We start from the raw sequence: 23,486 nt of genomic DNA, 5'->3' as shown, positions 1-23,486 counted from the left end.
CTTACTTAGCGCCGGGCGTGTAGAGCTTGTCGAACTGCCCACCATCGTTAAAGTGGACTTTTTGCGCCTCTCCCAACGAACCAAAATACTTGGCTACCGTAAATTGTTTGATTGGCTTGAAGGTAGCGGCGTGCTTTTTGAGCACGGCTTCAGAACGCGGGCGCAGTGCGTGTTTGGCGGCAATCTCTTGCGCTTCGTCCGAGTAGAGATAGTTCAGGTAGGCTTTAGCCACGTCAGCAGTGCCTTTTTTGGCGACAGTACGCTCAACCACGGCCACTGGGTTTTCGGCCACGATGCTGGCCGAAGGATAGACCGCATCCACCTTGCCTGCACCAAATTCACGGTCAATTGACAACACTTCAGATTCGAAGGTGATAAGCACATCACCAATGTTGCGTTGCAAGAAAATAGCCGTGGCATCGCGCCCGCCCTTGCCCAACACTGGCACGTTTTTGTAGAGTTTGCTGACAAACTCCGCCGCTTGGACATCGGTGCCGCCCTTTTCACGCACGGCGCCCCAGGCGGCCAGATAGGCATAGCGGCCATTGCCGCCAGTTTTGGGGTTGACCACAATCACCTGTACGCCGGGCTTGGTCAAATCATCCCAGTCTTTGATGTTTTTGGGGTTGCCATTGCGCACCAAAAACAGCATGGTGGAAGTGGTGGGGGAGGCATCGTGCGGAAACTTTTTGGCCCAATCTTTGGCTACGACGCCAGTGGATGCCAAAAATTCGATATCGGTGGTGGTGTTCATGGTCACCACATCAGCGGCCAAGCCATCATTGACAGCGCGTGCTTGGGCGCTGGAGCCGCCGTGGGCTTGGTCAATCTTCACGTCCTTGCCCGTGGTTTTTTTGTAGTGGGCCACAAAAGCAGGGTTGTAATCTTTGTAGAACTCACGCGCTACATCATAGGAAGCATTGAGCAGCGTTGTCTGTGCCGAGGCCATGCCACCGACTGCCAGTGCGGCTGCCGCCAAAAGGGACTTGAGTTGGAAAGAAGTCATGGTACAGGTCACATTGGAAGCCAAAGATGGCAGGATTCTGCCGCAACCATCTTCAAAACCAAAAGAACATATTTTTGTTAATTTATCTATCAAAAAGAATATAAAGAAGCCTACTGTTGGCGTCTAGGGGCTTCTGGTCATCAACCCGCAGAGACCCTGACAGTACCGGGATCTGCCGCCACCGCAGTCCCACCCCAATCCAATGCCCCTGTGAGTGATTGCAACAACGCCATCCCTAGCGGCCATTCGCCATAACCCGACTCCACATTGATATGACCTGCATTTTGCAGCCGCACAAACTCGCTGCCCCAAGCACGGGCATAGGCGCCCGCTAGACGAATCGGGCAGTAAGGATCGTTGCTGCTGGCTACCACTATGCTGCGATAGGGCAGCGGTGCATAAGGTACCGGCGCAAAATCGCTCAGGATGGCACGCCGTTCTGGATCGGCGGGAGCCACCAATAAAGCCCCTTGCACCCGTGCTGATGCCTCTGGCCCCATATGAATGCTGGCAATACAACCCAAGCTGTGTGCTACCAACACTACCGGGTGTGGTGCCGCCAGCACGGTTTTCTCTAACTGGCCCACCCAGGCTGTGCGTGCAGGGGTGATCCAGTCGTCCTGCACCACACGGGAGGCGCCATCCAGACGCTGTGCCCACAAGGTCTGCCAATGGCCGGGGCCAGAGTCGCGCCAGCCAGGAACAATGATGGTTGAGATACGGGAAGTCACGCTTGCCATTCGGGAAAGGTTGCCATAAAGGCCATTCTGCGATGCCAGCTTTAAAACCCAAAAGAATATATTTCTCTTAATTCATAATAAAAACATCTTATAAAGGTGCCGCAGCACCATAACGCAGCATCCGGCCCAGATAGCTACCTTGCAATACCCCTGATAGCCAAACTGCGCTGCAAGATCGGAACAAATCACCGACACTGCCTTCTATACCCGTCCACACTCAAGAAAGATACTTATGCAGACATGGAAAATCAGCCAGCGCCTGATGGCAGGCTTCGGTCTGGTCATTCTGGTGTTGTTGGGCATGTCGGTCTACAGCGTGTATATCGCGCGTGGCATCGATGCGGCCTTAAGTGCCAACGCCAGCCAAAATGTGATCATTCAGCGGGCCGCCATCAACTTTCGGGGATCGGCGCACGACCGCTCCATTGCGCTACGCGATGTAGTGCTGGCCCCAGACGAGGCATCACGCCAAAAGGAGCTTCAGGCCATTGAGCAACTGGCGGCCTTTTATGCTGCTTCGAGCACCCAGCTCGACACCGCGCTGCAAGCGGGCAAAGACATCCCCACCGAAGTGGGCACTTTGCTGCAAGCCATCAAAGAGATTGAAGTGCGCACGGTGGCTACATCACGCAAAGTCATCGAACGGATGCAAGCGGGCGACCGTGCCGGTGCCGAAGCCCTGCTCTGGGCCGAGGCCAAGCCCCAATACACACAATGGCTGGCAGCCATCAATCGGTTGATCGATTTTGAGGAAAAACGCATCATCCAAAACAGCCAGTTTGCCAACCATGAGGCAGGGCAATTTACCGGCATCATGTTGGGTATCACGCTACTGGCAGTGTTGATCAGTGTGGGGGTAACGACCACGGTATCGCGTAGCATCAACCATGAACTGGGTGCCGAACCCAATGAAGTGCGGGCCGTAGTGCAGGCCATCCAGCATGGCGACCTCACAGTGGCAGTGCCCGTGCGCCCCGATGACACCAGCAGTGTGATGGCTGCTGTGCGTGACATGCAACAGCGCATCCATACCTTGGTGGCGGCAGTGCGTGACAACATCCAGCAGTTGCGCGCTACCAGTGCCGATATTGCCAGTGGCAACCAACACTTGGGCACCCGCACCGAACAGACGGTCTCTAGTTTGGAGACCACCGCCCACAGCATGGATCAGCTCACTGCCACGGTGCGCCAAAGCACCGAGTCGGCCCAGCAGGCCAACACCTTGGCCAGCACCGCCGCCAACTCCGCCAGCAAAGGTGGTGTGGTGATGCAGCAAGTGGTGGAGACAATGCAGGAAATCCACCACAGCAGCCAGAAAATTGGCGACATCATTGGCGTAATCGACGGCATTGCCTTCCAAACCAACATTCTGGCCCTGAATGCGGCTGTAGAGGCAGCACGCGCCGGCGAACAAGGCCGCGGCTTTGCAGTGGTGGCCACTGAAGTGCGCAGTCTGGCAGGGCGCAGTGCGGCAGCCGCCAAAGAAATCAAACAGCTGATCCAAGCCAGTGTCGAGAAAGTCAATTCTGGCACCCAACTGGTCGCCGATGCGGGTACGGCGATGGGCGAGATCGTGCAAGGCGTACAGCGCGTCAGCGGCATGATTGGTGAGATCAGTGCAGCGGCTGTGGAGCAAAGCGAAGGCATCTCACAAGTCAATCTGGCCGTGGGCCAGCTCGACCAGATGACGCAACAAAATGGCGCACTGGTAGAACAAAGCACGGTGGCTGCTGCCAACTTAGAGGCCCAAGCCCAGCAACTGGCCAATCTGGTGGCGGTGTTCAAGGTGGATGGGGCACACACCCACACCCTGCGCCTAAATGCCTAAACCACACTGGCGCTCAACCAGCCCTCACACAGGGGGCGACCTCAAACGCCCGGGGATGCCCTGCTCCAAGTAGTCCAAAAAACTGCGTACCGCTGGAGCCAGCCCCCGGCGCGACGGAAACACCGCATGGACAATGCCCGGTGTGGGCGCCCATGCAGGCAGCACCTGCACCAAACGGCCATCGCGCATCTCCTCGTAGCACATATAGTCGGGCAACCAGCAAATGCCTGTGCCGGCCAAGGCGGCAAACTTGAGCGTTAGCAGATCATCGGCTACATAGCGGGGATGGTGGTGCAGCACTTGGTCGGCACCCTCTGGGCCACTCAGGTGCCAAATGGCACGACCGTCAGGGGCCGACATGGCTATGCTGTCCATGCGCAGCAAATCTGTCAAGGTGGTGGGTGTTCCTTGGCGCTGAAGCAGGGCTGGGCTGGCTACCAGTACCTGCCGGGCCATATCTAACCGCTTAATGACCAGAGTGCCACTGTCCTCCAGCGAGGAGCGTACGCGCAGCGCCACATCCACCCCTTCTTCGATCAAATGGATAGCCCGGTTGGTGACTTGCATTTCTACCCGCACCAAAGGATGACGGGCCAGAAACTCGGGCATTAACTCTCCCAGCACGGTTTGCGCCAGCGTGACCGGACAACTGATACGGATCGTGCCACGCGGCGCGGTTTGCACTTGGCTCACCACCTCTTGGGCCGCTTGGGCTGCTTCGCGCAGCGCCTGGCAATGGCGCAGGTAGGCCTCGCCCACCTCGGTCAGTGAGAGCTTGCGGGTGGTGCGCTGTAACAACCGTACGCCCAATTGGTTTTCTAACTCCGATACCCGGCGGGACAAACGTGATTTGGGAATACCCAAGGCCCGCCCAGCTGCAGCAAAGCCACCACGCTCTACCACTTCGGCAAAGTACAACATGTCATTGAGGTCTTGCATAGATGGGGCTCACTGTTCCAAAAATAGAACTAATCAACCCAATTTTGCCTACTTATCACGCCACTAGAACCCAATGACAATTCATCCCATCGCTGCCACTGGTGGCCTCCTTATTGAAAGACACACTATGCAATTGCTGCACATCGATTCCGCTATCACTGGTGCTGGCTCTGTTTCGCGCCAATTGACGGCTCAAATTGTGGATGCTTGGAAAACTGCCCATATCAATACTGAGGTAAGTTACATTGATTTGGTGGCAGACGCGCCTGGTCATTTCACGATGGATGCTATGGCCCCCCGCACTGGACAAACCGAGGGGTTGAGTGAAACACAACAGCGCGAAAACGCTGTCTCGGAGCGGCTGGTCAGCCAGTTTCTGGCTGCCGATGTGGTGGTGATTGGTGCTCCGTTCTACAACTTCAGCATTCCCAGTCAACTCAAAGCCTGGGTGGATCGTATTGCCCAGCCGGGCCGCACTTTCCGCTATACCGCCAACGGCCCCGAAGGGCTGGCTCAGGGCAAAACCGTGATCATCGCCTCGACCCGTGGCGGTATTTACTCAACCAGCGAAGCTGGTCAAGCGATGGAGCACCAAGAAAGCTACCTGCAAACTGTACTGGGTTTTTTTGGTGTGACCGATGTGCGCATCGTGCGGGCCGAAGGTGTGGCGATGGGTGATGCCGCCAAAGCACAGGCACTGGAGCTTGCCACCCGCGATATCGCTGCTGCCGTCCAAGGATCTGCGGCTTAAAAGCCTCAGCACCTCCCATACCGCTCGGCTGCTGCTGCGCAGGCACCATGTTCTACCCCGGCCTTGCGCCGGGTTTTTGCTACGGACAATGCCCAACACAGGGCCAATCCCTCTGGCTGCTCTAGGCCGCACCTGCTAGGCTGGACAACAATCAGAATGGGCACTCCATGCAGTGCCTCTGCTGCTTGTCAAGGTGCTTCCATGTCCAGACCCCTGATTCTCAATGCCACCACCGTTGCGTTACCCACCGACGAAGGCACCAACCTGCTGAGCTTTCTGCGCCAGCACCACGGCCTCACGGCCACCAAATTGGCCTGTGGTACGGGTGACTGCGCTGCGTGCTTGGTGCTACTGGGCGAAATCCCGGCAGGCCAAACCCAACCACATTACCAAGCCGTCAACAGTTGTTTGCTCAGTACCGGCCGCGTGGCAGGCTGCCACCTGATCACGCTAGAGGGGCTGAACCTCGCCACACCCACACTGGTGCAGCAGGCACTGGCAGAAGAGGGCGGCATCCAATGCGGCTATTGCACCCCAGGACTGGTGGTGGCCCTCACCGCAGCCCTGCTCAACGGTGAACAGCCAGCCGCCGCCGTGGCAGGCAATCTTTGCCGGTGCACGGGGTATGGTGGCATCCGACGGGCCTGCACCCGGCTAGAGCCACTCTCTGGGCCACCCGCAGGCCAGCTGCCAGCCTTGGCAGACAGGGGTCTGCTATCGCCAGCAGTGGCCCAAGCCGGCCAACGGCTCCAGCCACACCCCTCCATCCCCGCACCCACCCACGGCGCTGCACCAGCCTGCACCATCGTGGCGGGCGAAACTGACCATACCGTACAGCAAGCACACCACCGCGCCAACACCGTACAGCCTTGGTTGCGCTTGCAGCAAATTGTTGAATGGCAACAAATTCAGGCCGATAGGCATTGGTTGCACCTGGGCGCAGCCGTCACCATAGCGCAATGCCAGCATGAACCACTGATTGCCGCAGAGTGGCCAAATCTGCCGGTTTTTTTGGATCGCTTTGCCTCGCCCAGCATCCGCCGCAGCGCCACCATCGGGGGCAATCTGGCCAATGCCTCACCCATTGCCGATCTGGCCGTGGTGCTGCTAGCACTGGGGGCAGAATTGAGTCTGCAATCCACCAACGGGATACGCCGGCTGCCGCTAGCGCAGTTCTATCTGGCATACCACCGCACCGCCTTGCAAGCTGGCGAGCTGATCTCACACATCCACATCCCCCGTCAGCCAGGGCGACGCCTGCACTGTGCCAAAGTGAGCAAACGCTGGCTGGACGATATTGCGTCGGTCAACAGCAGCATGGCAATTGATGCGGGGACAGAAGGGCAGCTAGGCACTGTGCAGCTCAGTGCTGGGGGCGTAGCACCTTATCCACTGTGCCTGCACCGCACTGCTGCAGCTTTGAGCGGTCAGCCCCTGACTGCCAACACGCTGCACACAGCCCTCGCCGTCATGGATACCGAAATCGCCCCCATCGACGATGTGCGCGGTAGCACCCAATACAAGCGCCGCCTGTTGCACCATCTGTTGCTGGATCACCTGCAAGCGTTGCACCCCACCCTGCGTTGGGAGGAACTCACATGAGCACCGCCCCCCTTTTGCCATCCAGCTTACAAAATTTGGCCCAAGGCAAAACCCGCTTTACCAGCGACCTGTCACTGCCCCAAGGCTGTTTACACGCGCTACCCGCTACCTCGCCGCATGCCCATGCCCGCTTCAGCCAGATCGACAGTGCCGCCGCTTTGGCAGTGCCAGGGGTACGGGCCATCCTTACCGCCGCCGACATCTTGAGACGCAATGACATCAGCAACCTGGCCCATGACGAGCCGCTGCTGGCAGAGCAAGAGGTGCACTGCGTCGGTGAACCCTACGCGCTGGTGGTGGCCGACAGCATAGAGGCCGCGTGGCAAGGTAGCCACTTGGTTACTGCCGACTGGACGCCACTGCCTGCCTGCCTAGATATGGCTTCGGCCTTGGCTGCTGGAGCCTTGCTACAACCACCCCGCACCTTTGCGCTAGGCGATGTTGATACAGCGTGGGGCTGCTGCGCCATTGTGGTCAGTGGCACAGTAGAAATCGGCTCAGCCGAGCATCTTTATATGGAAACCCAATGCGCCTTGGCACTGCCGCGCGACGACGGTGGGCTGCTGCTGCACAGCGCCACCCAGTCACCCAGCGGCGTACACAAGGCCGTAGCCACCATCACCGGGCTGCCCATGCACGCGATTGAGGTAGTGGCAGGCAGGTTGGGTGGCGGTTTTGGTGGCAAAGAGGAGCAAGCCACACTCTGGGCCTGTTTGGCCGCCTTGGCTGCACAGCGCCTGCAACAGCCCGTACGCCTGTGGCCCGACCGCAGCGACGACATGCGTATCACTGGCAAACGCCATCCATACCAAGCCCACTTCAAGTTGGGACTGGATGCCAATGGGCGCTTTGTGGCCTACGAGGCCCAACTGTGGCAAAACGCAGGCTGGTGTACCGACTTATCCCCAGCCATTCTGGAACGCTCCCTGTTCCACGCCACCAATGCCTATGCCATCCCCCATGTGCGGGTCACGGCCCACAGTTGCCGTACCCATTTACCCTCCAATACGGCGTTTCGGGGGTTTGGAGCACCACAGGCCATCTTTGTGATGGAGTCGGCCATCCGCGCCGCTGCCCACCAATTGCGTTGCCCCCCAGAGACACTCCAAGCGCGCAATCTGCTGCGCGATGGCGATGTTTTTCCTTATGGCATGTGTGCCCAGCAACCCAAGGCCGAGGCCAGTTGGCAAATGCTGGCCCGAGAAAATGGCATCGCCACCTGCCGCCAACGCATCACGGCTTGGAATGCCACCCAACCCCGCTACCGCAAAGGGATGGCCGTGGTGCCAGTGTGTTTTGGCATTGCCTTTACGGCGACACTGCTCAACCAAGCGCAGGCGCTGGTGCATGTTTATACCGATGGCTCGGTAGCCGTAACTACCGGAGCGATAGAGATGGGCCAGGGCGTGCATGGCAAAGTGCAGCGCATCGTGGCCGAGACTTTGGGCCTGCCTGTGGCCCAAGTGCAAGTGATGCCCACCAGCACCCTGCGCGTAGCCAATGTTTCACCCACTGCCGCCAGTACCGGTGCCGATCTCAACGGCGGCGCAGCCCGCCAAGCCTGCCTCGACATTCTGCAACGGCTGCGGCCTGTGGCTGCTGCGCTGCTGAACGCCCCAGCAGCAGAGGTGATGTTTTTGGAAGGCCATGCCCATGCCCAGCAAGCGCGCGTGCCATGGAACGAGCTGATTGCCCAAGCCTACCGCCAGCGCATCCATTTGTCGGCATTGGCCCACTACGCCAGCGCCAACCTGCACTTTGACCCGCAGCGCAACCAAGGCCAGCCCTTTGCCTACCATGTGTATGGCACCGCACTGATGGAGGCTACCGTGGATGTGCTGCTGGGCACGGGGCGCATTGATGCTGTACGGGTGGTACACGACATTGGGCACAGTCTAGACGCCAGTACCGACCGGGGGCAAATCGAAGGGGCCATCGTGCAAGGTATGGGCTGGATGACCAGCGAAGAAATCCGTCATGACAGCCAAGGCCGCCTACTCACCGACAACCTCGCCAGTTACAAAATTCCCGATTTAGACAGCTCCCCACCGATAGAGATCGAATTCCTGCCCCACAATGGCGGCCCCGCAGGCATACTGCACAGCAAGGCCGTAGGCGAGCCGCCTCTGGTGTATGGTTTAGCCGCCTACTTTGCGCTGCAAGATGCCATCACGTCTTGGCAACCGCAAGCCGCGGCAGTGTTTCGTGCGCCACTCACCTCCGAAGCTATTTTTGGCCTATTGCATGGCAATGACCCCCCTTGAACGGCTGCGTATCGGACTGGTATATGGCGCTGGCGATCTGGCAGCAACATCCATTTTGGGCACGCCCCAGCTGTTGCGTGCTTTGGGCATTGGCTTGGTAGGCGCTGTGTTGTATGCCCCAGAAATTCGGGCATATTTTGCTTGGATTGAACGCCGCTTTGCCCACCAGCCCCAGCACTGTGGGCGCTGGCAACGTGCTGCGTTAGGATGGCTGTGGTTCAACCCGTTGTGGATTGCCCGCCACACTTGGCTATTGCGCCTATTGGAAGGGAGGATAGCCGACTTGCACACTGGCGTACTGCTCACAGGTGCTTTTTCTTTTGTCTGCAATGCCCCACTGGCCCTGACCGCCAACTACTTGATACAAAACCGCCTTGCACCACCGCACCGCGTGGTGGGTAGTGCCGTCTTCTCGGCAATGATGGCCGTGTATTACGCTTGGAGCGAGGTCTGGTTTGGCTGAAATCGATCTCTGGCATGCCGTTGTGCAAGAGCTGGCCGCGCACCGCCCCGTGGTGCTAGCTGCCGTGGTACACAGCCAAGGCAGCTCCCCTGGCAAATCAGGTGCTCTGCTAGCCATAGGACGGCATGGGCCGCTGGCTGGCACTGTGGGTGGGGGGCAGGCCGAATACCTCACCATTCAACAAGCCCAACCCCTGCTCACCACAGGCCATACAGTCGTGCAGCGTTTGCACCAAATACACCGCTCGCACACGCCATCCACCTCTGGCATGGTTTGCGGCGGCAGCCAAACGACCGTCCTGGCCCTGTTGGAGCCCAACCAAATGGCGGACATCCAACATCTCATCGACCAGCTCCATGACCAACAGCCTTTTGCATGGCAACTCTCCCCCCAAGGCTGGGCACCTGCCCCCCCCCATGCCCAGCCTAGCTGGGTGGACACAGATGCGGCACATTGGGTCTATACGCACCACTGTGGCACCGAAGGCGAAGTCTGGCTGGTTGGTGGTGGTCATGTGAGTTTGGCGCTCTCGGCCCTGCTGGTGGGGGTGAACTTCCGGGTGGTGGTCTGCGAAGAACGACAAGGCATCACCACCTTGGCCGCCAACCACCATGCCCACGCCCAGCTCAACCTGCCTTACGAGGCACTGGCCCACACCATCCCCGATGGAACACTGGTTTTTGTGGGCATCATGACCCACGCTTGGGAGCGCGATGCGGCGGCATTGACAGCACTGGAAGGCAAGATGCTGGGCTATCTGGGGTTGCTGGGCAGCACCGCCAAAATTGCCCGCATCCTAGGGCGCAAACCACGCCCAGCATTTTTTCATGCCCCCATGGGGCTGCCCATTGGCAGCCACACCCCGGCAGAAATTGCCATCAGCATTGCGGCAGAAATGATCTCGCGGCGCCACCAATTGCGCCACTGTTTGGCCTAAACGCTTGCACTGCCTATTGCTGCACTCTGGCACGAATTTCTGGCAGTGCCTTTTGCAAGTAATACACCATAGACCACACGGTAAGCACGGCAGAAATCCAAATCAGCCAAGTGCCCCAAACACCGGTATCGACCAACCCCAACAACTGCCCATCGTAGAGCAGGAACGGAATCGCCACCATCTGCACCGTTGTCTTGAGCTTGCCCAGCATGTGCACCGCCACACTCTTGCTGGCACCGATCTGGGCCATCCACTCACGCAAGGCCGAAATCGCAATCTCTCGGCCAATGATGATGAGCGCCACAAACACATCGGCGCGCTGCAAATGCACCAGCACCAGCAAAGAGGCGCACACCAAAAACTTGTCGGCCACTGGATCCAGAAACGCGCCAAAGGAAGAAGTTTGGTTGAGTTTGCGCGCCAAATAGCCATCGAGCCAATCGGTGGCTGCAAACAACACAAACATCACTGTGGCCAGCAAATTGCGCGTGGCCAAATCGAACGGCGCATAAAACACCCCGACGATCAAGGGTATCGCGACAATGCGCGTCCAGGTCATGAGGGTGGGGATAGTCCAGAACATGGCCGCGATTGTGTCATGCCAAGGTGTCGCCACAAGGACAATCAGCGCAGTGCCTGATAAATCGTTTCGGCCAAGGCGAGCGAAATACCCTCCACCGTCGCCAAATCTTGCACGCTGGCTGCTGCCACCCCACGAACACCACCAAAACGCTGCAACAACCGGGCACGCCTTTTAGGGCCAATACCAGCAATATCTTCCAACCGGCTGCCGCCAGTGCGCACCTTGGCGCGTGCGGCACGCATTCCTGTGATGGCAAAGCGATGTGCCTCATCGCGAATCTGCGCCACCAACATCAGGGCCGCAGAATCTGCGGCCAGCGCCAGCTTAGAGCGGCCATCGGCAAACACCAGCTCCTCTAGCCCCACTTTGCGGCCCTCGCCCTTCTCGACCCCAACGATGCGCGATACATCCAGCCCCAGCGCCTCAAACACGGCCTGCGCTACCTTGACTTGCCCCTGCCCACCATCTACCAGCACCAGATCGGGCACACGGGCCGATGTGGGTGCCGTATCGGCGCCATCGGCCTCATCATGCTGGGCTTGTGCCAGCTTGCTGTAGCGGCGCATGAGTACCTGGCGCATGGCCGCATAGTCATCGCCGCCAGTAATACCGTCGATTTTGTAACGGCGGTATTGGCTGGGCTGCATCTGGTGCCCCTGAAACACCACGCACGAAGCTTGGGTTGCCTCGCCCGCCGTGTGCGAGATGTCAAAGCACTCAATGCGCAACTGCGCCACATCGGCCAACGGCAAATCCAGCACTTGGGCCAAGGCGCTGGTACGCGCCTGTTGCGAGCCTTCTTCAGCCAGCAGCCGAGCCAATTGCAGCTCGGCATTGTGTTGCGCCATCTCCAGCCAAGTACGGCGCAAACCACGCGGCTGATGCACCGCATGGACACGCTGGCCATTTTGTTGCGACAGCAATTGCAACAAGGGGGCTGCTAGCGGCATGGGCAGTACCAACACTGGCGGTACTGGCACGCCCAAATAATGCTGCGCCATAAAGGCATGCAACACCTCAGACGCCACACCAGCCTCCTCAGGCCGCTCTGCCTCTGGCAAAGCCAGTGCCGTAGCCTCTTGTACCTGCACGGGAAAATAAGCCCGATCGCCCAAATGGCGGCCCCCACGCACCATGGCCAAATTAACGCAAGCCCGCCCACCCTGCACACGCACCGCCAAAATATCCACATCCCGGTCATCTGTGGTAGAGACCGACTGCTGCTGCAACACCTGCGACAACGCCGCAATCTGGTTGCGCAACTCTGCCGCCAGCTCAAACTCCAGCCGCTCGGCATGGGCCATCATGCGTTGTTGCAACTGCGCCAGCACTGTGTCGGCCTCACCACGCAACAAGGCTTGGGCATCGGCCACATCACGGGCGTAATCTTCGGCAGAGATTTTGTCTACGCACGGGCCACTGCAACGCCTAATCTGGAACAGCAAACAAGGCCGAGACCGGTGGTTAAACACCGTATCTTCACAAGTGCGCAGCCGGAACACCTTTTGCAGCAGCTCAATCGTTTCTTTCACCGCCCATGCGCTGGGATAGGGGCCAAAATAGCGGTGCTTGTTATCGACCGCCCCCCGGTAGTAAGCCAACCGGGCAAAACGCTGCCAAGGCGGCTCTCCGTGGCCGTCGTGCGCTGTCACGCCGGTCAGTTGCAGGTAGGGATAACTCTTGTCATCACGAAACAAAATGTTGTAGCGCGGCTGCAAGGTCTTGATGAGGTTGCTTTCCAGCAACAACGCCTCCGCCTCCGAACGCACCACCGTGGTCTCTAACCGGGCAATTTTTCCCACCATGTGGCCGATGCGGGTGCCGTCCCAGTTTTTCTGAAAATAGCTGGCTACACGGCGCTTGAGGTGCAGCGCCTTGCCCACATAGAGCAGCCCGCCCTGGGCATCAAAATAACGGTAAACGCCCGGCAAGGCGGGCAAGGCCGCTACCTGCGCCAACAACTCGGGGGGATGCACAGCAGCAACATCATCAGACATAACCGCTATTGTGGCCTGCCACAGTAAGACTGTGCGCTATGCAGGGCATAGGCTTATATCTGCAAGCATTGGCCCATATCGCTACAGTGCGAGGCTTGTGCCTACTCTTGGAGTTTTCCTTCCATGTCTGTCCCGTTGCCTCAATACCTGTCCATCCGCTACGGCGCCCACGCCCCCGATCTACAGGCACCCGATGCAGCCTTGCCCATACTAGAGCAGATTCTCAGCCACCGCTCTGTCCGCCATTTTCTACCCGATGCCCTGCCCGAAGGCACGCTAGAGACATTGATAGCCGCTGCCCAATCGGCGGCCACCTCCTCCAATTTACAGGCTTGGAGTGTGATTGCGATTGAAGCCCCCGAACGCCGGGCCCAACTGGCAGAACTGGCAGGCCACCAAGCCCATGTGCGCCAAGCGCCGCTGTTTTTGGCTTGGCTGGCCGATGTTTCACGCATTGAACGCATCGCCCAATACCAACAACAACGTGCCGAAGGCGTACAGTACCTCGACACCACACTGCTTGCCGTCATTGATGCCGCGCTGGCAGCACAAAATGCCGTGCTGGCCGCCGAAGCACTGGGTTTGGGCACGGTATATATCGGTGGCCTGCGCAATCAGCCCGAGGCCGTTGCCCAGTTGCTGGGCACACCCGCAGGCGTCTTTCCAATATTTGGTCTGGTGGTAGGCCAGCCCGACCCCACTGCCCGCCCAGCTGCCATCAAACCCCGGCTGGCACAAAGTGCTGTATTGCACCGCGAACGCTACCAAGCACCGCAAAGCCTTGAAGATGAAATTGGCGACTTTGACCAGCGCCTGGCCGCCTTTCAAGCAGCACAGGGCATGCCCGCCAGCCAGTGGAGCCAGCAGGTAGTCACACGGCTACGTGATGCTGCAGCCCTGCATGGCCGCGCCCAACTGTCCCAATCCCTGCAACGGGCGGGTCTGTCCTTGCGCTAAACGACACAAGCCACAGCCGCGACAATCGCTCACCAAGGAGCTGCCTACCAATGCAATGGGATATTTTTTGTCAGGTCATAGACAACTTTGGTGACATTGGCGTGTGCTGGCGTCTGGCCTGCAATCTGGCTACACAAGCACAGCAAGTACGCCTTTGGACAGACGATGCCAGCGCCTTGGTTTGGATGGCCCCTGCGCAAGGCCATACCAACATACAGGTGCGTGCGTGGGGCAGTGGCCTCCTGCCGAGTGACGCCCCCAGCGATGTGTTGGTCGAGGCGTTTGGCTGCGAGATCGATACGCCCTTTATCGCACAGGTGGCAGCACAGACCCAACGCAATGGTCACGCACCGCCGGTATGGATCAACCTTGAATACCTCTCTGCCGAGCACTACGTCGAGCGTTGCCACCGCCTACCCTCGCCCGTGCAGCATGGCCCGGCCAGCGGCTGGACAAAATGGTTTTTTTACCCTGGCTTTACTTCTGCCACTGGCGGCCTGTTGCGCGAACCCGACCTGCTACAACGCCAAGCATGTTTTGACCGGGCGGCTTGGCGCCAAGCCCATACCCCCCAACAAGGCCTGCCAGCACCAGCACGCTGGATCAGCCTCTTTTGCTACGAACCCGCAGGCCTACCCGCGCTGTTGACCCAATGCCAACAGAGCGCCCCCTCCCACACCCACCTGCTGCTCACACCCGGACGGGCAACAACAGCCGTGCAATCGGCCCTGGCAACGTCTGCCTGCCCCGCCAGCGGCCAGCTCACCCTCACCACGCTGGCGCCCGTCACCCAGCCCGCCTTTGATGAAATGCTCTGGGCCTGTGACTTGAACTTGGTGCGCGGCGAAGACTCGCTGGTGCGTGCCCTCTGGGCAGGGCAACCACTGGTCTGGCACATCTACCCACAACACGACAATGCCCACCACGCCAAGCTGCACGCCTTTTTAGACTGGCTGCATGCACCGCCCTCCTTGCGCCAATTTCATGCCGTCTGGAATGGTTTGATCGACGCGCCCTTGCCAACTATCACCACCGCACTGCTAGAAGAATGGGCAGCCTGCGTGCAGGCCGCCCGCAAACAACTCCTGCAACAAGAGGATTTGTTGACCCAGCTTCTAGGGTTTTGTACGGCTCAACGCTAAAATCTCTGGTTTTGCGCAATCGGGCTGGCTACGTTGTTGTACCCGGCGCCGCGCACCCTTGCCGCCGAACCTGCTCCGGCGCGGCCTGCCAGCCGCCCCTTGCGCGCGTAGAGCGGCCCCAACCCCTGCAAATCTCCTATGAAAATCGCTCAAGAAATCCGCGCTGGCAATGTCATCATGCACGGCAAAGATCCTATGGTCGTGCTGAAAACCGAATACGCCCGTGGTGGCCGTGGTGCTGCTACTGTGCGCATGAAGCTCAAGAGCCTGATCGGCAACTTCGGCACCGAAAACGTGTTCAAGGCCGACGACAAGATCGACAACGTCATTCTGGACAAGAAAGAGTGCACCTACTCTTACTTTGCCGACCCTATGTACGTCTGCATGGACACCGAGTACAACCAGTACGAAGTTGAAGCCGAAAACATGGGCGACTCGTTGAACTACCTCGAAGACGGCATGACCGTTGAAGTAGTGTTCTATGACGGCAAGGCCATCTCTGTCGAACTGCCCACCACCGTGGTGCGTGAAGTCACTTGGACTGAACCCGCCGTCAAGGGCGACACCTCTGGCAAAGTGCTCAAGCCTGCCAAGATTGCAACCGGCTTTGAAGTGCCTGTGCCACTGTTTGTCAGCCAAGGCGACAAAATCGAAATCGACACCCGCACTGGCGAATACCGCAAGCGCGTTTAAACCAAACTGGCCTGCCCAGCAAAAAGGCTTCCCTGTGGGAAGCCTTTTTTTCATGGGCGGAACATACGGCTTCCGCGATGCACGGCACTCAGAACGGCTGCCCCACCAAATCGTGTCCACGCACGCCCACAATACGCGCCTTGGTAAATTCTCCCACCTTGAGCTGCTTGCTGATCTTTTCGGGAGGCAACAATTGCACGGTGCCGTCAATCTCGGGTGCATCGGCATAGCTGCGGCCCACACCACCTTTACGCCCTAACGCAGGGGCGGAATCCACCAACACCTGCATGGTGGCACCAACGCGGCGCTGCAAACGGGCAATCGACACTTCTTCTGCCACCGCCATAAACCGCGCCCGGCGCTCCTCGCGCAGTTCTAACGGCAACATGCCAGGCAACTCGTTGGCTACAGCGCCCTTCACATCGCTGTAGGCAAAACAGCCTGCACGGTCGATCTGCGCCTCGCGCAAGAAATCCAGCAGGTGCTGGAACTCCTCTTCGGTTTCTCCCGGAAACCCCGCAATGAAAGTGCTGCGAATCACCAAATCGGGACAAGCTTCGCGCCAGCGTTGGATACGCTCCAGATTTTTCTCACCACTGGCAGGACGCTTCATGCGCTTGAGCACCTCTGGGTGACTGTGCTGGAACGGCACATCCAGATAAGGCAGCACCAAGCCTTGGGCCATCAGCGGAATGACCTCATCTACACTGGGGTAAGGATAAACATAGTGCAAACGCACCCAAGCGCCATACGGCTTGGCAATTTCGCCCAGTGTTTGCACCAACTCCAGCATCCGTGTCTTGACCGGCTTACCATCCCAAAAGCCCGTGCGGTACTTGACATCGACACCATAGGCCGATGTGTCCTGGCTGATCACCAACAACTCTTTCACGCCACCAGCAAACAGCGCCTTGGCCTCCGACAACACATCGCCCACCGGACGCGAAACCAAATCCCCGCGCATCGACGGGATGATGCAGAAGGTACAACGGTGGTTGCAGCCCTCACTGATTTTCAGGTAAGCGTAATGCTTGGGCGTGAGCTTGAGGCCCGCCACACCAAAGCCACCGGGCACCAAATCGACAAACGGGTCGTGGGGCTTAGGCAGGTTCTGGTGCACAGCGTCCATCACCTCTTGGGTCGCATGGGGGCCAGTCACGGCCAGCACGCTGGGGTGCATCTCGCGCACCAAGTTGCCACCCGTGTCACCCGCACGGGCACCCAAACACCCCGTCACGATAACCTTACCGTTTTCGGCCAGTGCCTCGCCAATGGTGTCTAAGCTCTCCTTCACAGCATCGTCAATAAAGCCACAGGTATTGACGATGACCAAGTCGGCCCCATCAAAAGTTTTGGAAGTCTGGTAACCCTCGGCGCTCAATTGCGTGAGGATCAGTTCGGAGTCGGTCAATGCCTTGGGGCAGCCCAAGCTGACAAACCCGATTTTTGGAATTTTGGCGGGGGATGAAGCTTCAATCATCCCCGTATTGTCCCAGCATTGCATCCCAACAGGCGCAGCAAGGTCAGTAAAAGCCGCCCAAAGCTCCTCAGGCTTTCAGCAGCCCCCATTCCGGGGGCTGACACACCGCCAACCTCAACGCTTCAAGCCCAACACACCCAGCATTTGCTCCGTTTGCTGCTGCATCTTTTCCTGCATCTGCGTAAACATGCTGCGCGACTGCTCGGCATAGTTGCCCATCAGCCCCTGCATCATTGGCGACTGTGCGCTCATGAACTGCGCCCAGATTTCAGGGGTAATGCTCTGGGACTGTTCGGCCAGCTTGGTCTGCATGTCGGTAAAGAGTTGCACATTCTTTTCCAAATAGCTGCCCATAAAGCCCTGCATCGCATGACCATAGACCCGGATGATGTTGGACAGAACCGCCTCGGTAAACAGCGGTGCGCCACCCGCCTCCTCTTCCAGAATGATCTGCAACAAAATGCTGCGGGTAATGTCCTCACCCGTCTTGGCATCACGCACCACCAAATTCTGGTGCTCCATGACCAACTGTTTCACCTCTGCCAACGTGATATAGGCCGAGGTATCCGTGTCGTAAAGGCGTCGATTGGGGTATTTTTTAATCACACGCTGTGCCAGCTTGGGGGCAGCAGACACTGTTTTCTCTTCTTGCACTACGCAGACTCCTTGGGCCATCACGCCCCTCTATCTCAATTGCACTGCAAGCAATTCTAGGCTGCTGCCACAGCAGACCCGTTGCCGATACCCCTGCACCACCACCGAGCACCATCACGCATTGCAGACTTGCACACCAGCGCAGTGGGCACGACAATCCCCAGCCCATTCACCGTATTTGCACCCATGCACCCTGATCTCCCCTGGCTGGCCCCAGGAGAATCCTTTCCTGCCCCCCATGCAGCCTGGGGCCAAAACACTCCAGCCCCTGGCCTGCTGGCAGCCGGTGCCGCTCTGGACGTTCCACACCTGCTGCGTGCTTATCGTCATGGCATTTTTCCGTGGTTCAGTGCCGGACAGCCGATTTTGTGGTGGACACCCGACCCACGCATGGTGCTGCCTGTGGCCAAATTTCGTCTGCACCGTTCGCTGCGGCGCACCTTAGAAAAATTTCGCACCAACCCCCACTGCGAGATACGCATCGACAGCGCCTTCAGCAGCGTCATGCAGGCCTGCGCCAACACCCCACGCCCCGGCCAATCCGGCTCTTGGATCGTGCCCGCCATGCACACTGCCTACCAGCAACTCCACACCAATGGCTACGCCCACAGCATAGAGACCTGGATCGAAGGTCGTCTGGTTGGTGGCCTGTATTGCGTTGCCATCGGACAGGCTGTGTTTGGTGAATCCATGTTTGCCCACCAACGCGATGCCTCCAAAATTGCACTGGCAGCATTGGTTGGTTTATGCCGTCACCACGGTGCAAGCTTGATTGACTGCCAACAGAACACCCGCCATTTGGCTTCCTTGGGTGCCCACGAAATACCACGGGCAGAGTTCTTGCAGCACTTGCTGCAAGCACAACAGCATCCCCCCATGCACTGGCAATTCACGCCCCTATACTGGGACGCCCTTGTGCCGCCCACCCCTGCCGCAGCATGACGCAACCCTACGACCTCCCGCCCCAAACCTTGCAGTTTTACGCCACTGCACCCTACCCATGCAGCTACCTAGCAGACCGTCAGGCCCGCTCTCAGGTAGCCACACCAGGCCATCTGGTACGCAGCGATACCTTTTCGGATCTGGTACGCCAAGGCTTCCGGCGCAGTGGCATGTTTACCTACCGGCCATACTGCGATGGATGCCAAAACTGCATGCCCCTGCGGGTGCTGGTGCAGGAGTTTGCCCCGGATCGCAGTCAACGCCGCTCCCTGACCCGCCATGCTGCGCTGCAAACGCGTGTGCTAAGGCCGAGCTTTGTGCCCGAACACTACCAGCTCTACCTGCGCTACCAACAAGCCCGCCATGCTGGTGGTGGCATGGACCACGACAGCATTGACCAATACAGCCAGTTCCTGCTCCAAAGTCGTGTCGATACACGACTGGTAGAGTTTCGCGAACCTTCCGCACAACACCCCGATGGCGTGCTCAAAATGGTCTCTATCTTGGATCTGCTAGACGATGGCCTCTCGGCGGTTTACACCTTTTACGAACCCGAAGCCCGCTGCAGCTATGGCACCTACAACATCCTCTGGCAAATTGAGCAAGCTCGCCTGCAAGGGATGGACTATGTCTATCTGGGTTACTGGATCGCCAACAGCCCCAAGATGAGCTACAAATCCTTCTACCTGCCCCATGAAGTGCTGCGCAACCGGCACTGGGAACGTGTAAACCCAGAAAATTCCACGAAGTAAAATACGCGCACCTAGTACGTTGCGCCTTCATGAAAAAAAAAGATTCTGCCCTTCCTCCCAAGCCCAGCGTTCAGGTCATTGAACGCATGTTTACGCTGATCGACATTCTGGCCTCGCGCGAGGAAGCCATCTCGCTCAAAGAAATCAGCGAAAAATCCGGCCTGCACCCCTCCACCACGCACCGTATTCTCAACGATCTGGCTACAGGCCGATTTGTTGATCGCCCAGAGTCCGGCAGCTACCGACTGGGTATGCGCCTGTTGGAGCTAGGCAATCTGGTCAAAGGGCGCCTGAACGTGCGCGATGCTGCTCTAATCCCCATGCGCGATCTGCACAAGCTGATCCAACAACCCGTCAATTTGAGCATGCGTCAAGGCGATGAAATCGTGTATGTAGAACGGGCCTACAGCGAACGCTCCGGCATGCAAGTAGTGCGTGCCATTGGGGGCCGCGCACCACTGCATCTCACGTCTACAGGCAAATTGTTTCTTGCTGCCGACGATCCACAGCATGTACGCACCTACGCTACCCGCACCGGCTTGCCCGGGCACACACACAACAGCATCACCCAACTGGCCGTGTTGGAGCGCGAGCTGAGCAAAGCCCGCCAATCGGGCGTGGCCCGCGACAACGAAGAACTGGAGCTGGGCGTGCGCTGTATGGCAGCCGGGGTCTACGATGACCAGGGCAAACTGATTGCAGGCCTGTCTATCTCAGCTCCTGCCGACCGTTTGGACGAAGGCTGGCTGTCCAAACTGCAAGCCACCGCACAAAAAATCTCTACGGCACTGGGCTACAACAAGGTAGCCAGCACCGAATAAAACCCTGCGTCAGCGGTTGATACTACGCACCTGCGTGGTGGCTGCTGAGTGCAGCGTGTGCTGGCGGGCCTCTACCCAATTGCGCACGCGCTCCGCATCCCCCAAGCGGCTGAACTTGCCCGCAGAGTCCAAAAACACCATGATGAGCTTGCGGCCCGCCACCTTGGTTTGCATCACCAAACAACGGCCCGCCTCGGCGATATAGCCCGTTTTTTGCAACCCAATATCCCAATCTGGGTTCTTCACCAACCGATTGGTGTTGTTGTATTGCAGGGTTTTTTGCCCCACTGCCACTTCATAGCCCGGTGAGGTGGAGAACTCGCGCAACAAGGGATCACGGTACGTCACATTGACCAACACCGCCAAATCACGGGCGCTGGACTGGTTGCTACTCGACAGGCCCGTGGGCTCCACGCAGCGGGTATCCGTCATGCCCAACTGCCGAGCCTTGGCATTCATCTTTGCCACAAACACCCCCAAGCCACCGGGGTAGGTACGCCCCAAAGCATTGGCCGCCCGATTTTCACTGGACATCAAGGCCAGATGGAGCATTTCTTGGCGGGTCAGGGTTGTGCCTACGCTCAAACGGGAGCGACTACCCTTCTCTGTGTCCACGTCATCCTGGGTGATGGTAATGGGCTCATGCATGGGCAAACGGGCCTCAGAAATCAACAGCCCGGTCATCAATTTGGTCAGAGAAGCAATCGGCAAAACGGCATGGTCATTTTTGCGCAAAAGCACCTCTTGGGTGTCTTGGTCAATGACCAAAGCGACACTGGATTTGAGGTCAAGCGGATCAGTGGCATGGTGCAGTCCTGCCAACTCACCAAACGAAGGCTGGGCCGCCACAGCAGTAGCCGCTGCGGCAGTAGCCACCACTGCTGCAGCACGTCCCGCAGTCTTGCCACGGCTGGGAGACTGGGCCAGAGCCCGGCTGCCCGCTGCCGCACGGGCTAACACTGGCGCACGCTCCTCGCGTTTAGCCACGGGCTTGCGGTTGGCAGCGGGCGCCACTTTGGCAACCGCCTTGCCGCTCGGCTTAGCCGCCGCTGCCACCACATTGACTTTAGCAGCTCTCTTGGCAGGGGCATTCTTGCGTTCTGCGGCCCATGTCTGCGGCAAAGACACTGCCACTCCCACGACAGCAACAGTCAATATCTGAACCAAGGAGCGCAGTGCTGTAGGTGAACGACGGCAGATCACGAGGCATCTCCAAACAGAAAACAAGGGTACAAAACAAAAAGCCACGCAACGGTTATATTTTGCGTGACTTTTTGTATCTTGGCCTCAATTATAGAATTGAAGTGCCGATGTTGCACCGAAGGGTCTTTTTGGCTCGAAAGCCATGCCTTTTATCCTTGGGCAGCTACACGCTCGGTCTTACTATGGAGCTTGTTCAAGGCACTCAAGTAAGCCTTGGCCGATGCCACCACAATGTCCGGATCGGCACCCACACCATTGACCACCCGGCCACTGCTTTGCAAGCGCACCGTCACTTCGCCTTGGCTCTCAGTGGAGCCACTGATGGCATTGACTGAATACAGCACCATTTCGGCACCGCTTTGCACATGGGACTCAATCGCTTTGAGCGAAGCATCAACGGGGCCATTGCCATCCGATTGTGCCTTGATCTCTTGACCATCGACCGTAAAAACCACAGTGGCCTGGGGGCGCTCACCCGTCTCGCTGTGCTGCGCCAGCGAGACAAAGCCAAAGTGCTCATTGTCGTGGCTGACACTCTCGTCGTTGACCAACGCCAAAATGTCCTCATCAAAGATCTCGCTCTTGCGATCGGCCAGCTCTTTAAAGCGCGCAAAGGCGGCGTTGGTCTCCGTCTCGCTATCCAAGCTCACGCCCAACTCTTGCAACCGTTGCTTAAAGGCATTACGGCCACTGAGCTTGCCCAACACAATCTTGTTGTTGCTCCAGCCCACATCTTCGGCACGCATGATTTCGTAGGTATCGCGGGCCTTGAGCACGCCATCTTGGTGAATACCGCTGGCATGGGCAAAGGCATTGGCCCCCACCACCGCCTTATTGGGTTGCACCACAAAGCCCGTGATCTGACTGACCATGCGACTGGCCGCCACAATGTGCTGGGCATCAATGCCCAGATCCAAGTTGAAATAGTCACGCCGTGTTTTAACGGCCATCACCACTTCTTCTAAGGCGCAGTTGCCTGCACGCTCACCCAAGCCATTGATAGTGCATTCGATTTGGCGGGCACCGCCGATCTTGACACCGGCCAGCGAGTTGGCAACAGCCATGCCCAAATCATTGTGGCAATGCACCGACCAAATCGCCTTATCGCTGTTGGGCACACGCTCACGCAGGGTTTTGATGAAATTGCCATACAGTTCAGGAATGGCATAACCCACGGTGTCGGGCACATTGATCGTGGTCGCCCCCTCGGCAATCACTGTCTCAATGACACGGCACAAGAAATCCATCTCACTGCGGTAGCCATCTTCAGGGCTAAACTCAATATCACCACAGAGGTTGCGGGCAAACCGCACCGCCTGCTTGGCCTGCTCTAACACCTGCTCGGGTGTCATGCGCAACTTCTTTTCCATGTGCAACGGCGACGTGGCGATAAAGGTGTGAATGCGCCCCCGATTGGCCCCCTTCAGTGCCTCGGCAGCACGGGCAATATCGCGGTCATTGGCACGCGAAAGCGAGCAGATGGTGGAGTCTTTGATGGCATTGGCAATCATCTGCACCGCTTCAAAGTCGCCGTTGGAACTGGCGGCAAAACCTGCCTCAATCACATCCACCTTCAGACGCTCCAACTGGCGTGCAATACGCAGTTTTTCGTCTTTGGTCATGGAAGCACCGGGCGACTGTTCGCCATCGCGCAAAGTAGTGTCAAAAATGATCAATTGATCGGCCATGTGTTTCTCCTGGTTTCTGAAACGCCAAAACAAAAGGCCCGCTG

At 58.3% G+C, this 23,486-nt stretch carries 21 protein-coding genes; 12 read left to right on the top strand and 9 right to left on the bottom strand.

Annotation, left to right across the window (positions count from 1 at the left end):
* Position 1: 1 nt before the first annotated feature.
* Both ACFO6X_RS03205 and ACFO6X_RS03200 read right to left on the bottom strand, forming a co-directional pair.
* Entirely contained in the window at positions 2-1,006 is a 1,005-nt protein-coding gene (locus tag ACFO6X_RS03205) for a sulfate ABC transporter substrate-binding protein (RefSeq protein ID WP_382430005.1), read from the bottom strand.
* Positions 1,007-1,146: 140 nt separating this feature from the next.
* Positions 1,147-1,746 carry an RBBP9/YdeN family alpha/beta hydrolase gene (locus ACFO6X_RS03200; RefSeq protein ID WP_382430003.1) on the bottom strand — a complete coding sequence of 200 codons (600 nt, stop codon included), beginning with the start codon at positions 1,744-1,746 and terminating at the stop codon, positions 1,147-1,149.
* A gap of 232 nt (positions 1,747-1,978) precedes the next feature.
* Between ACFO6X_RS03200 and ACFO6X_RS03195 the strand changes: the two genes are divergently transcribed.
* Complete coding sequence (locus tag ACFO6X_RS03195) at positions 1,979-3,574, top strand: methyl-accepting chemotaxis protein (protein WP_382430001.1); 1,596 nt, start codon at positions 1,979-1,981, stop codon at positions 3,572-3,574.
* A gap of 24 nt (positions 3,575-3,598) precedes the next feature.
* Here the strand turns inward: ACFO6X_RS03195 and ACFO6X_RS03190 are convergent, their stop codons facing one another.
* A complete protein-coding gene (locus ACFO6X_RS03190; protein WP_382429999.1) occupies positions 3,599-4,513 on the bottom strand; it encodes a LysR family transcriptional regulator in 915 nt (304 codons plus the stop codon).
* A gap of 127 nt (positions 4,514-4,640) precedes the next feature.
* On the opposite strand from ACFO6X_RS03190, the gene ACFO6X_RS03185 reads away from it, so the two are divergent.
* The 5 genes from ACFO6X_RS03185 (at position 4,641) to ACFO6X_RS03165 (ending at position 10,530) form a co-directional block, all read left to right on the top strand.
* Positions 4,641-5,264 (top strand): FMN-dependent NADH-azoreductase, encoded by a 624-nt coding sequence (locus ACFO6X_RS03185; protein WP_382429997.1) that lies wholly within the window; start codon positions 4,641-4,643, stop codon positions 5,262-5,264.
* Between the two features lie 201 nt (positions 5,265-5,465).
* Positions 5,466-6,866 (top strand): FAD binding domain-containing protein, encoded by a 1,401-nt coding sequence (locus ACFO6X_RS03180; protein ID WP_382429995.1) that lies wholly within the window; start codon positions 5,466-5,468, stop codon positions 6,864-6,866.
* On the top strand, positions 6,863-9,130 hold the full coding sequence (locus ACFO6X_RS03175) for a molybdopterin cofactor-binding domain-containing protein (RefSeq protein ID WP_382429993.1): 2,268 nt from the start codon (positions 6,863-6,865) through the stop codon (positions 9,128-9,130). The genes ACFO6X_RS03180 and ACFO6X_RS03175 overlap by 4 nt, the downstream gene beginning before the upstream one ends.
* Positions 9,111-9,593, top strand: a complete 483-nt coding sequence (locus ACFO6X_RS03170) for a hypothetical protein (RefSeq protein ID WP_382429991.1) — start codon at positions 9,111-9,113, stop codon at positions 9,591-9,593. The genes ACFO6X_RS03175 and ACFO6X_RS03170 overlap by 20 nt, the downstream gene beginning before the upstream one ends.
* Complete coding sequence (locus ACFO6X_RS03165) at positions 9,586-10,530, top strand: XdhC family protein (protein WP_382429989.1); 945 nt, start codon at positions 9,586-9,588, stop codon at positions 10,528-10,530. The genes ACFO6X_RS03170 and ACFO6X_RS03165 overlap by 8 nt, the downstream gene beginning before the upstream one ends.
* A 13-nt stretch (positions 10,531-10,543) precedes the next feature.
* Here the strand turns inward: ACFO6X_RS03165 and pgsA are convergent, their stop codons facing one another.
* Entirely contained in the window at positions 10,544-11,113 is a 570-nt protein-coding gene (gene pgsA, locus ACFO6X_RS03160; protein WP_382429987.1) for a CDP-diacylglycerol--glycerol-3-phosphate 3-phosphatidyltransferase, read from the bottom strand.
* A gap of 41 nt (positions 11,114-11,154) precedes the next feature.
* Complete coding sequence (gene uvrC, locus ACFO6X_RS03155; RefSeq protein ID WP_382429985.1) at positions 11,155-13,110, bottom strand: excinuclease ABC subunit UvrC; 1,956 nt, start codon at positions 13,108-13,110, stop codon at positions 11,155-11,157.
* Between the two features lie 123 nt (positions 13,111-13,233).
* Between uvrC and ACFO6X_RS03150 the strand changes: the two genes are divergently transcribed.
* The 3 genes from ACFO6X_RS03150 (at position 13,234) to efp (ending at position 15,902) form a co-directional block, all read left to right on the top strand.
* Complete coding sequence (locus ACFO6X_RS03150; protein WP_382429983.1) at positions 13,234-14,067, top strand: NADPH-dependent oxidoreductase; 834 nt, start codon at positions 13,234-13,236, stop codon at positions 14,065-14,067.
* A 50-nt stretch (positions 14,068-14,117) separates the two neighbouring features.
* Entirely contained in the window at positions 14,118-15,209 is a 1,092-nt protein-coding gene (gene earP / locus ACFO6X_RS03145; RefSeq protein ID WP_382429981.1) for an elongation factor P maturation arginine rhamnosyltransferase EarP, read from the top strand.
* A gap of 138 nt (positions 15,210-15,347) precedes the next feature.
* Positions 15,348-15,902, top strand: a complete 555-nt coding sequence (gene efp / locus ACFO6X_RS03140; protein WP_382429979.1) for an elongation factor P — start codon at positions 15,348-15,350, stop codon at positions 15,900-15,902.
* An 88-nt stretch (positions 15,903-15,990) separates the two neighbouring features.
* Here efp and rimO read toward each other — a convergent pair whose 3' ends face one another.
* On the bottom strand, positions 15,991-17,382 hold the full coding sequence (gene rimO, locus ACFO6X_RS03135; RefSeq protein WP_382429977.1) for a 30S ribosomal protein S12 methylthiotransferase RimO: 1,392 nt from the start codon (positions 17,380-17,382) through the stop codon (positions 15,991-15,993).
* A gap of 114 nt (positions 17,383-17,496) precedes the next feature.
* Positions 17,497-18,057 carry a polyhydroxyalkanoate synthesis repressor PhaR gene (phaR, locus tag ACFO6X_RS03130; RefSeq protein WP_382429975.1) on the bottom strand — a complete coding sequence of 187 codons (561 nt, stop codon included), beginning with the start codon at positions 18,055-18,057 and terminating at the stop codon, positions 17,497-17,499.
* Between the two features lie 165 nt (positions 18,058-18,222).
* On the opposite strand from phaR, the gene aat reads away from it, so the two are divergent.
* The 3 genes from aat to ACFO6X_RS03115 are packed head-to-tail and all read left to right on the top strand — an operon-like array spanning position 18,223 to position 20,551.
* Positions 18,223-18,978 (top strand): leucyl/phenylalanyl-tRNA--protein transferase, encoded by a 756-nt coding sequence (gene aat, locus ACFO6X_RS03125; RefSeq protein WP_382429973.1) that lies wholly within the window; start codon positions 18,223-18,225, stop codon positions 18,976-18,978.
* Positions 18,975-19,730 carry an arginyltransferase gene (locus ACFO6X_RS03120; RefSeq protein ID WP_382429971.1) on the top strand — a complete coding sequence of 252 codons (756 nt, stop codon included), beginning with the start codon at positions 18,975-18,977 and terminating at the stop codon, positions 19,728-19,730. The genes aat and ACFO6X_RS03120 overlap by 4 nt, the downstream gene beginning before the upstream one ends.
* 29 nt (positions 19,731-19,759) lie before the next feature.
* Positions 19,760-20,551 (top strand): IclR family transcriptional regulator, encoded by a 792-nt coding sequence (locus ACFO6X_RS03115; protein ID WP_382429969.1) that lies wholly within the window; start codon positions 19,760-19,762, stop codon positions 20,549-20,551.
* A gap of 9 nt (positions 20,552-20,560) precedes the next feature.
* On the opposite strand, the gene ACFO6X_RS03110 is transcribed toward ACFO6X_RS03115, so the two are convergent.
* A complete protein-coding gene (locus tag ACFO6X_RS03110) occupies positions 20,561-21,751 on the bottom strand; it encodes a serine hydrolase (RefSeq protein ID WP_382430498.1) in 1,191 nt (396 codons plus the stop codon).
* Positions 21,752-21,903: 152 nt separating this feature from the next.
* On the bottom strand, positions 21,904-23,442 hold the full coding sequence (locus ACFO6X_RS03105) for a 2-isopropylmalate synthase (RefSeq protein ID WP_382429967.1): 1,539 nt from the start codon (positions 23,440-23,442) through the stop codon (positions 21,904-21,906).
* Between the last annotated feature and the right edge of the window lie 44 nt (positions 23,443-23,486).

The sequence above is a fragment of the Giesbergeria sinuosa genome (assembly GCF_042652905.1).
Taxonomy (GTDB): Bacteria; Pseudomonadota; Gammaproteobacteria; order Burkholderiales; family Burkholderiaceae_C; genus Simplicispira; species Simplicispira sinuosa.
The sequence above is the reverse complement of the archived record's forward strand: the minus strand, read 5'-3'. Positions and strand labels throughout refer to the sequence as shown.

Bases quoted from the DNA above. Each gene is read 5' to 3' on its own strand.
- ACFO6X_RS03205 (WP_382430005.1), bottom strand. From the start codon at position 1,006: ATGACTTCTTTCCAACTCAAGTCCCTTTTGGCGGCAGCCGCACTGGCA.
- ACFO6X_RS03200 (WP_382430003.1), bottom strand. From the start codon at position 1,746: ATGGCAAGCGTGACTTCCCGTATCTCAACCATCATTGTTCCTGGCTGG.
- ACFO6X_RS03195 (WP_382430001.1), top strand. From the start codon at position 1,979: ATGCAGACATGGAAAATCAGCCAGCGCCTGATGGCAGGCTTCGGTCTG.
- ACFO6X_RS03190 (WP_382429999.1), bottom strand. From the start codon at position 4,513: ATGCAAGACCTCAATGACATGTTGTACTTTGCCGAAGTGGTAGAGCGT.
- ACFO6X_RS03185 (WP_382429997.1), top strand. From the start codon at position 4,641: ATGCAATTGCTGCACATCGATTCCGCTATCACTGGTGCTGGCTCTGTT.
- ACFO6X_RS03180 (WP_382429995.1), top strand. From the start codon at position 5,466: ATGTCCAGACCCCTGATTCTCAATGCCACCACCGTTGCGTTACCCACC.
- ACFO6X_RS03175 (WP_382429993.1), top strand. From the start codon at position 6,863: ATGAGCACCGCCCCCCTTTTGCCATCCAGCTTACAAAATTTGGCCCAA.
- ACFO6X_RS03170 (WP_382429991.1), top strand. From the start codon at position 9,111: ATGGCAATGACCCCCCTTGAACGGCTGCGTATCGGACTGGTATATGGC.
- pgsA (WP_382429987.1), bottom strand. From the start codon at position 11,113: ATGTTCTGGACTATCCCCACCCTCATGACCTGGACGCGCATTGTCGCG.
- uvrC (WP_382429985.1), bottom strand. From the start codon at position 13,110: ATGTCTGATGATGTTGCTGCTGTGCATCCCCCCGAGTTGTTGGCGCAG.
- ACFO6X_RS03150 (WP_382429983.1), top strand. From the start codon at position 13,234: ATGTCTGTCCCGTTGCCTCAATACCTGTCCATCCGCTACGGCGCCCAC.
- earP (WP_382429981.1), top strand. From the start codon at position 14,118: ATGCAATGGGATATTTTTTGTCAGGTCATAGACAACTTTGGTGACATT.
- efp (WP_382429979.1), top strand. From the start codon at position 15,348: ATGAAAATCGCTCAAGAAATCCGCGCTGGCAATGTCATCATGCACGGC.
- rimO (WP_382429977.1), bottom strand. From the start codon at position 17,382: ATGATTGAAGCTTCATCCCCCGCCAAAATTCCAAAAATCGGGTTTGTC.
- phaR (WP_382429975.1), bottom strand. From the start codon at position 18,057: ATGGCCCAAGGAGTCTGCGTAGTGCAAGAAGAGAAAACAGTGTCTGCT.
- aat (WP_382429973.1), top strand. From the start codon at position 18,223: ATGCACCCTGATCTCCCCTGGCTGGCCCCAGGAGAATCCTTTCCTGCC.
- ACFO6X_RS03120 (WP_382429971.1), top strand. From the start codon at position 18,975: ATGACGCAACCCTACGACCTCCCGCCCCAAACCTTGCAGTTTTACGCC.
- ACFO6X_RS03115 (WP_382429969.1), top strand. From the start codon at position 19,760: ATGAAAAAAAAAGATTCTGCCCTTCCTCCCAAGCCCAGCGTTCAGGTC.
- ACFO6X_RS03105 (WP_382429967.1), bottom strand. From the start codon at position 23,442: ATGGCCGATCAATTGATCATTTTTGACACTACTTTGCGCGATGGCGAA.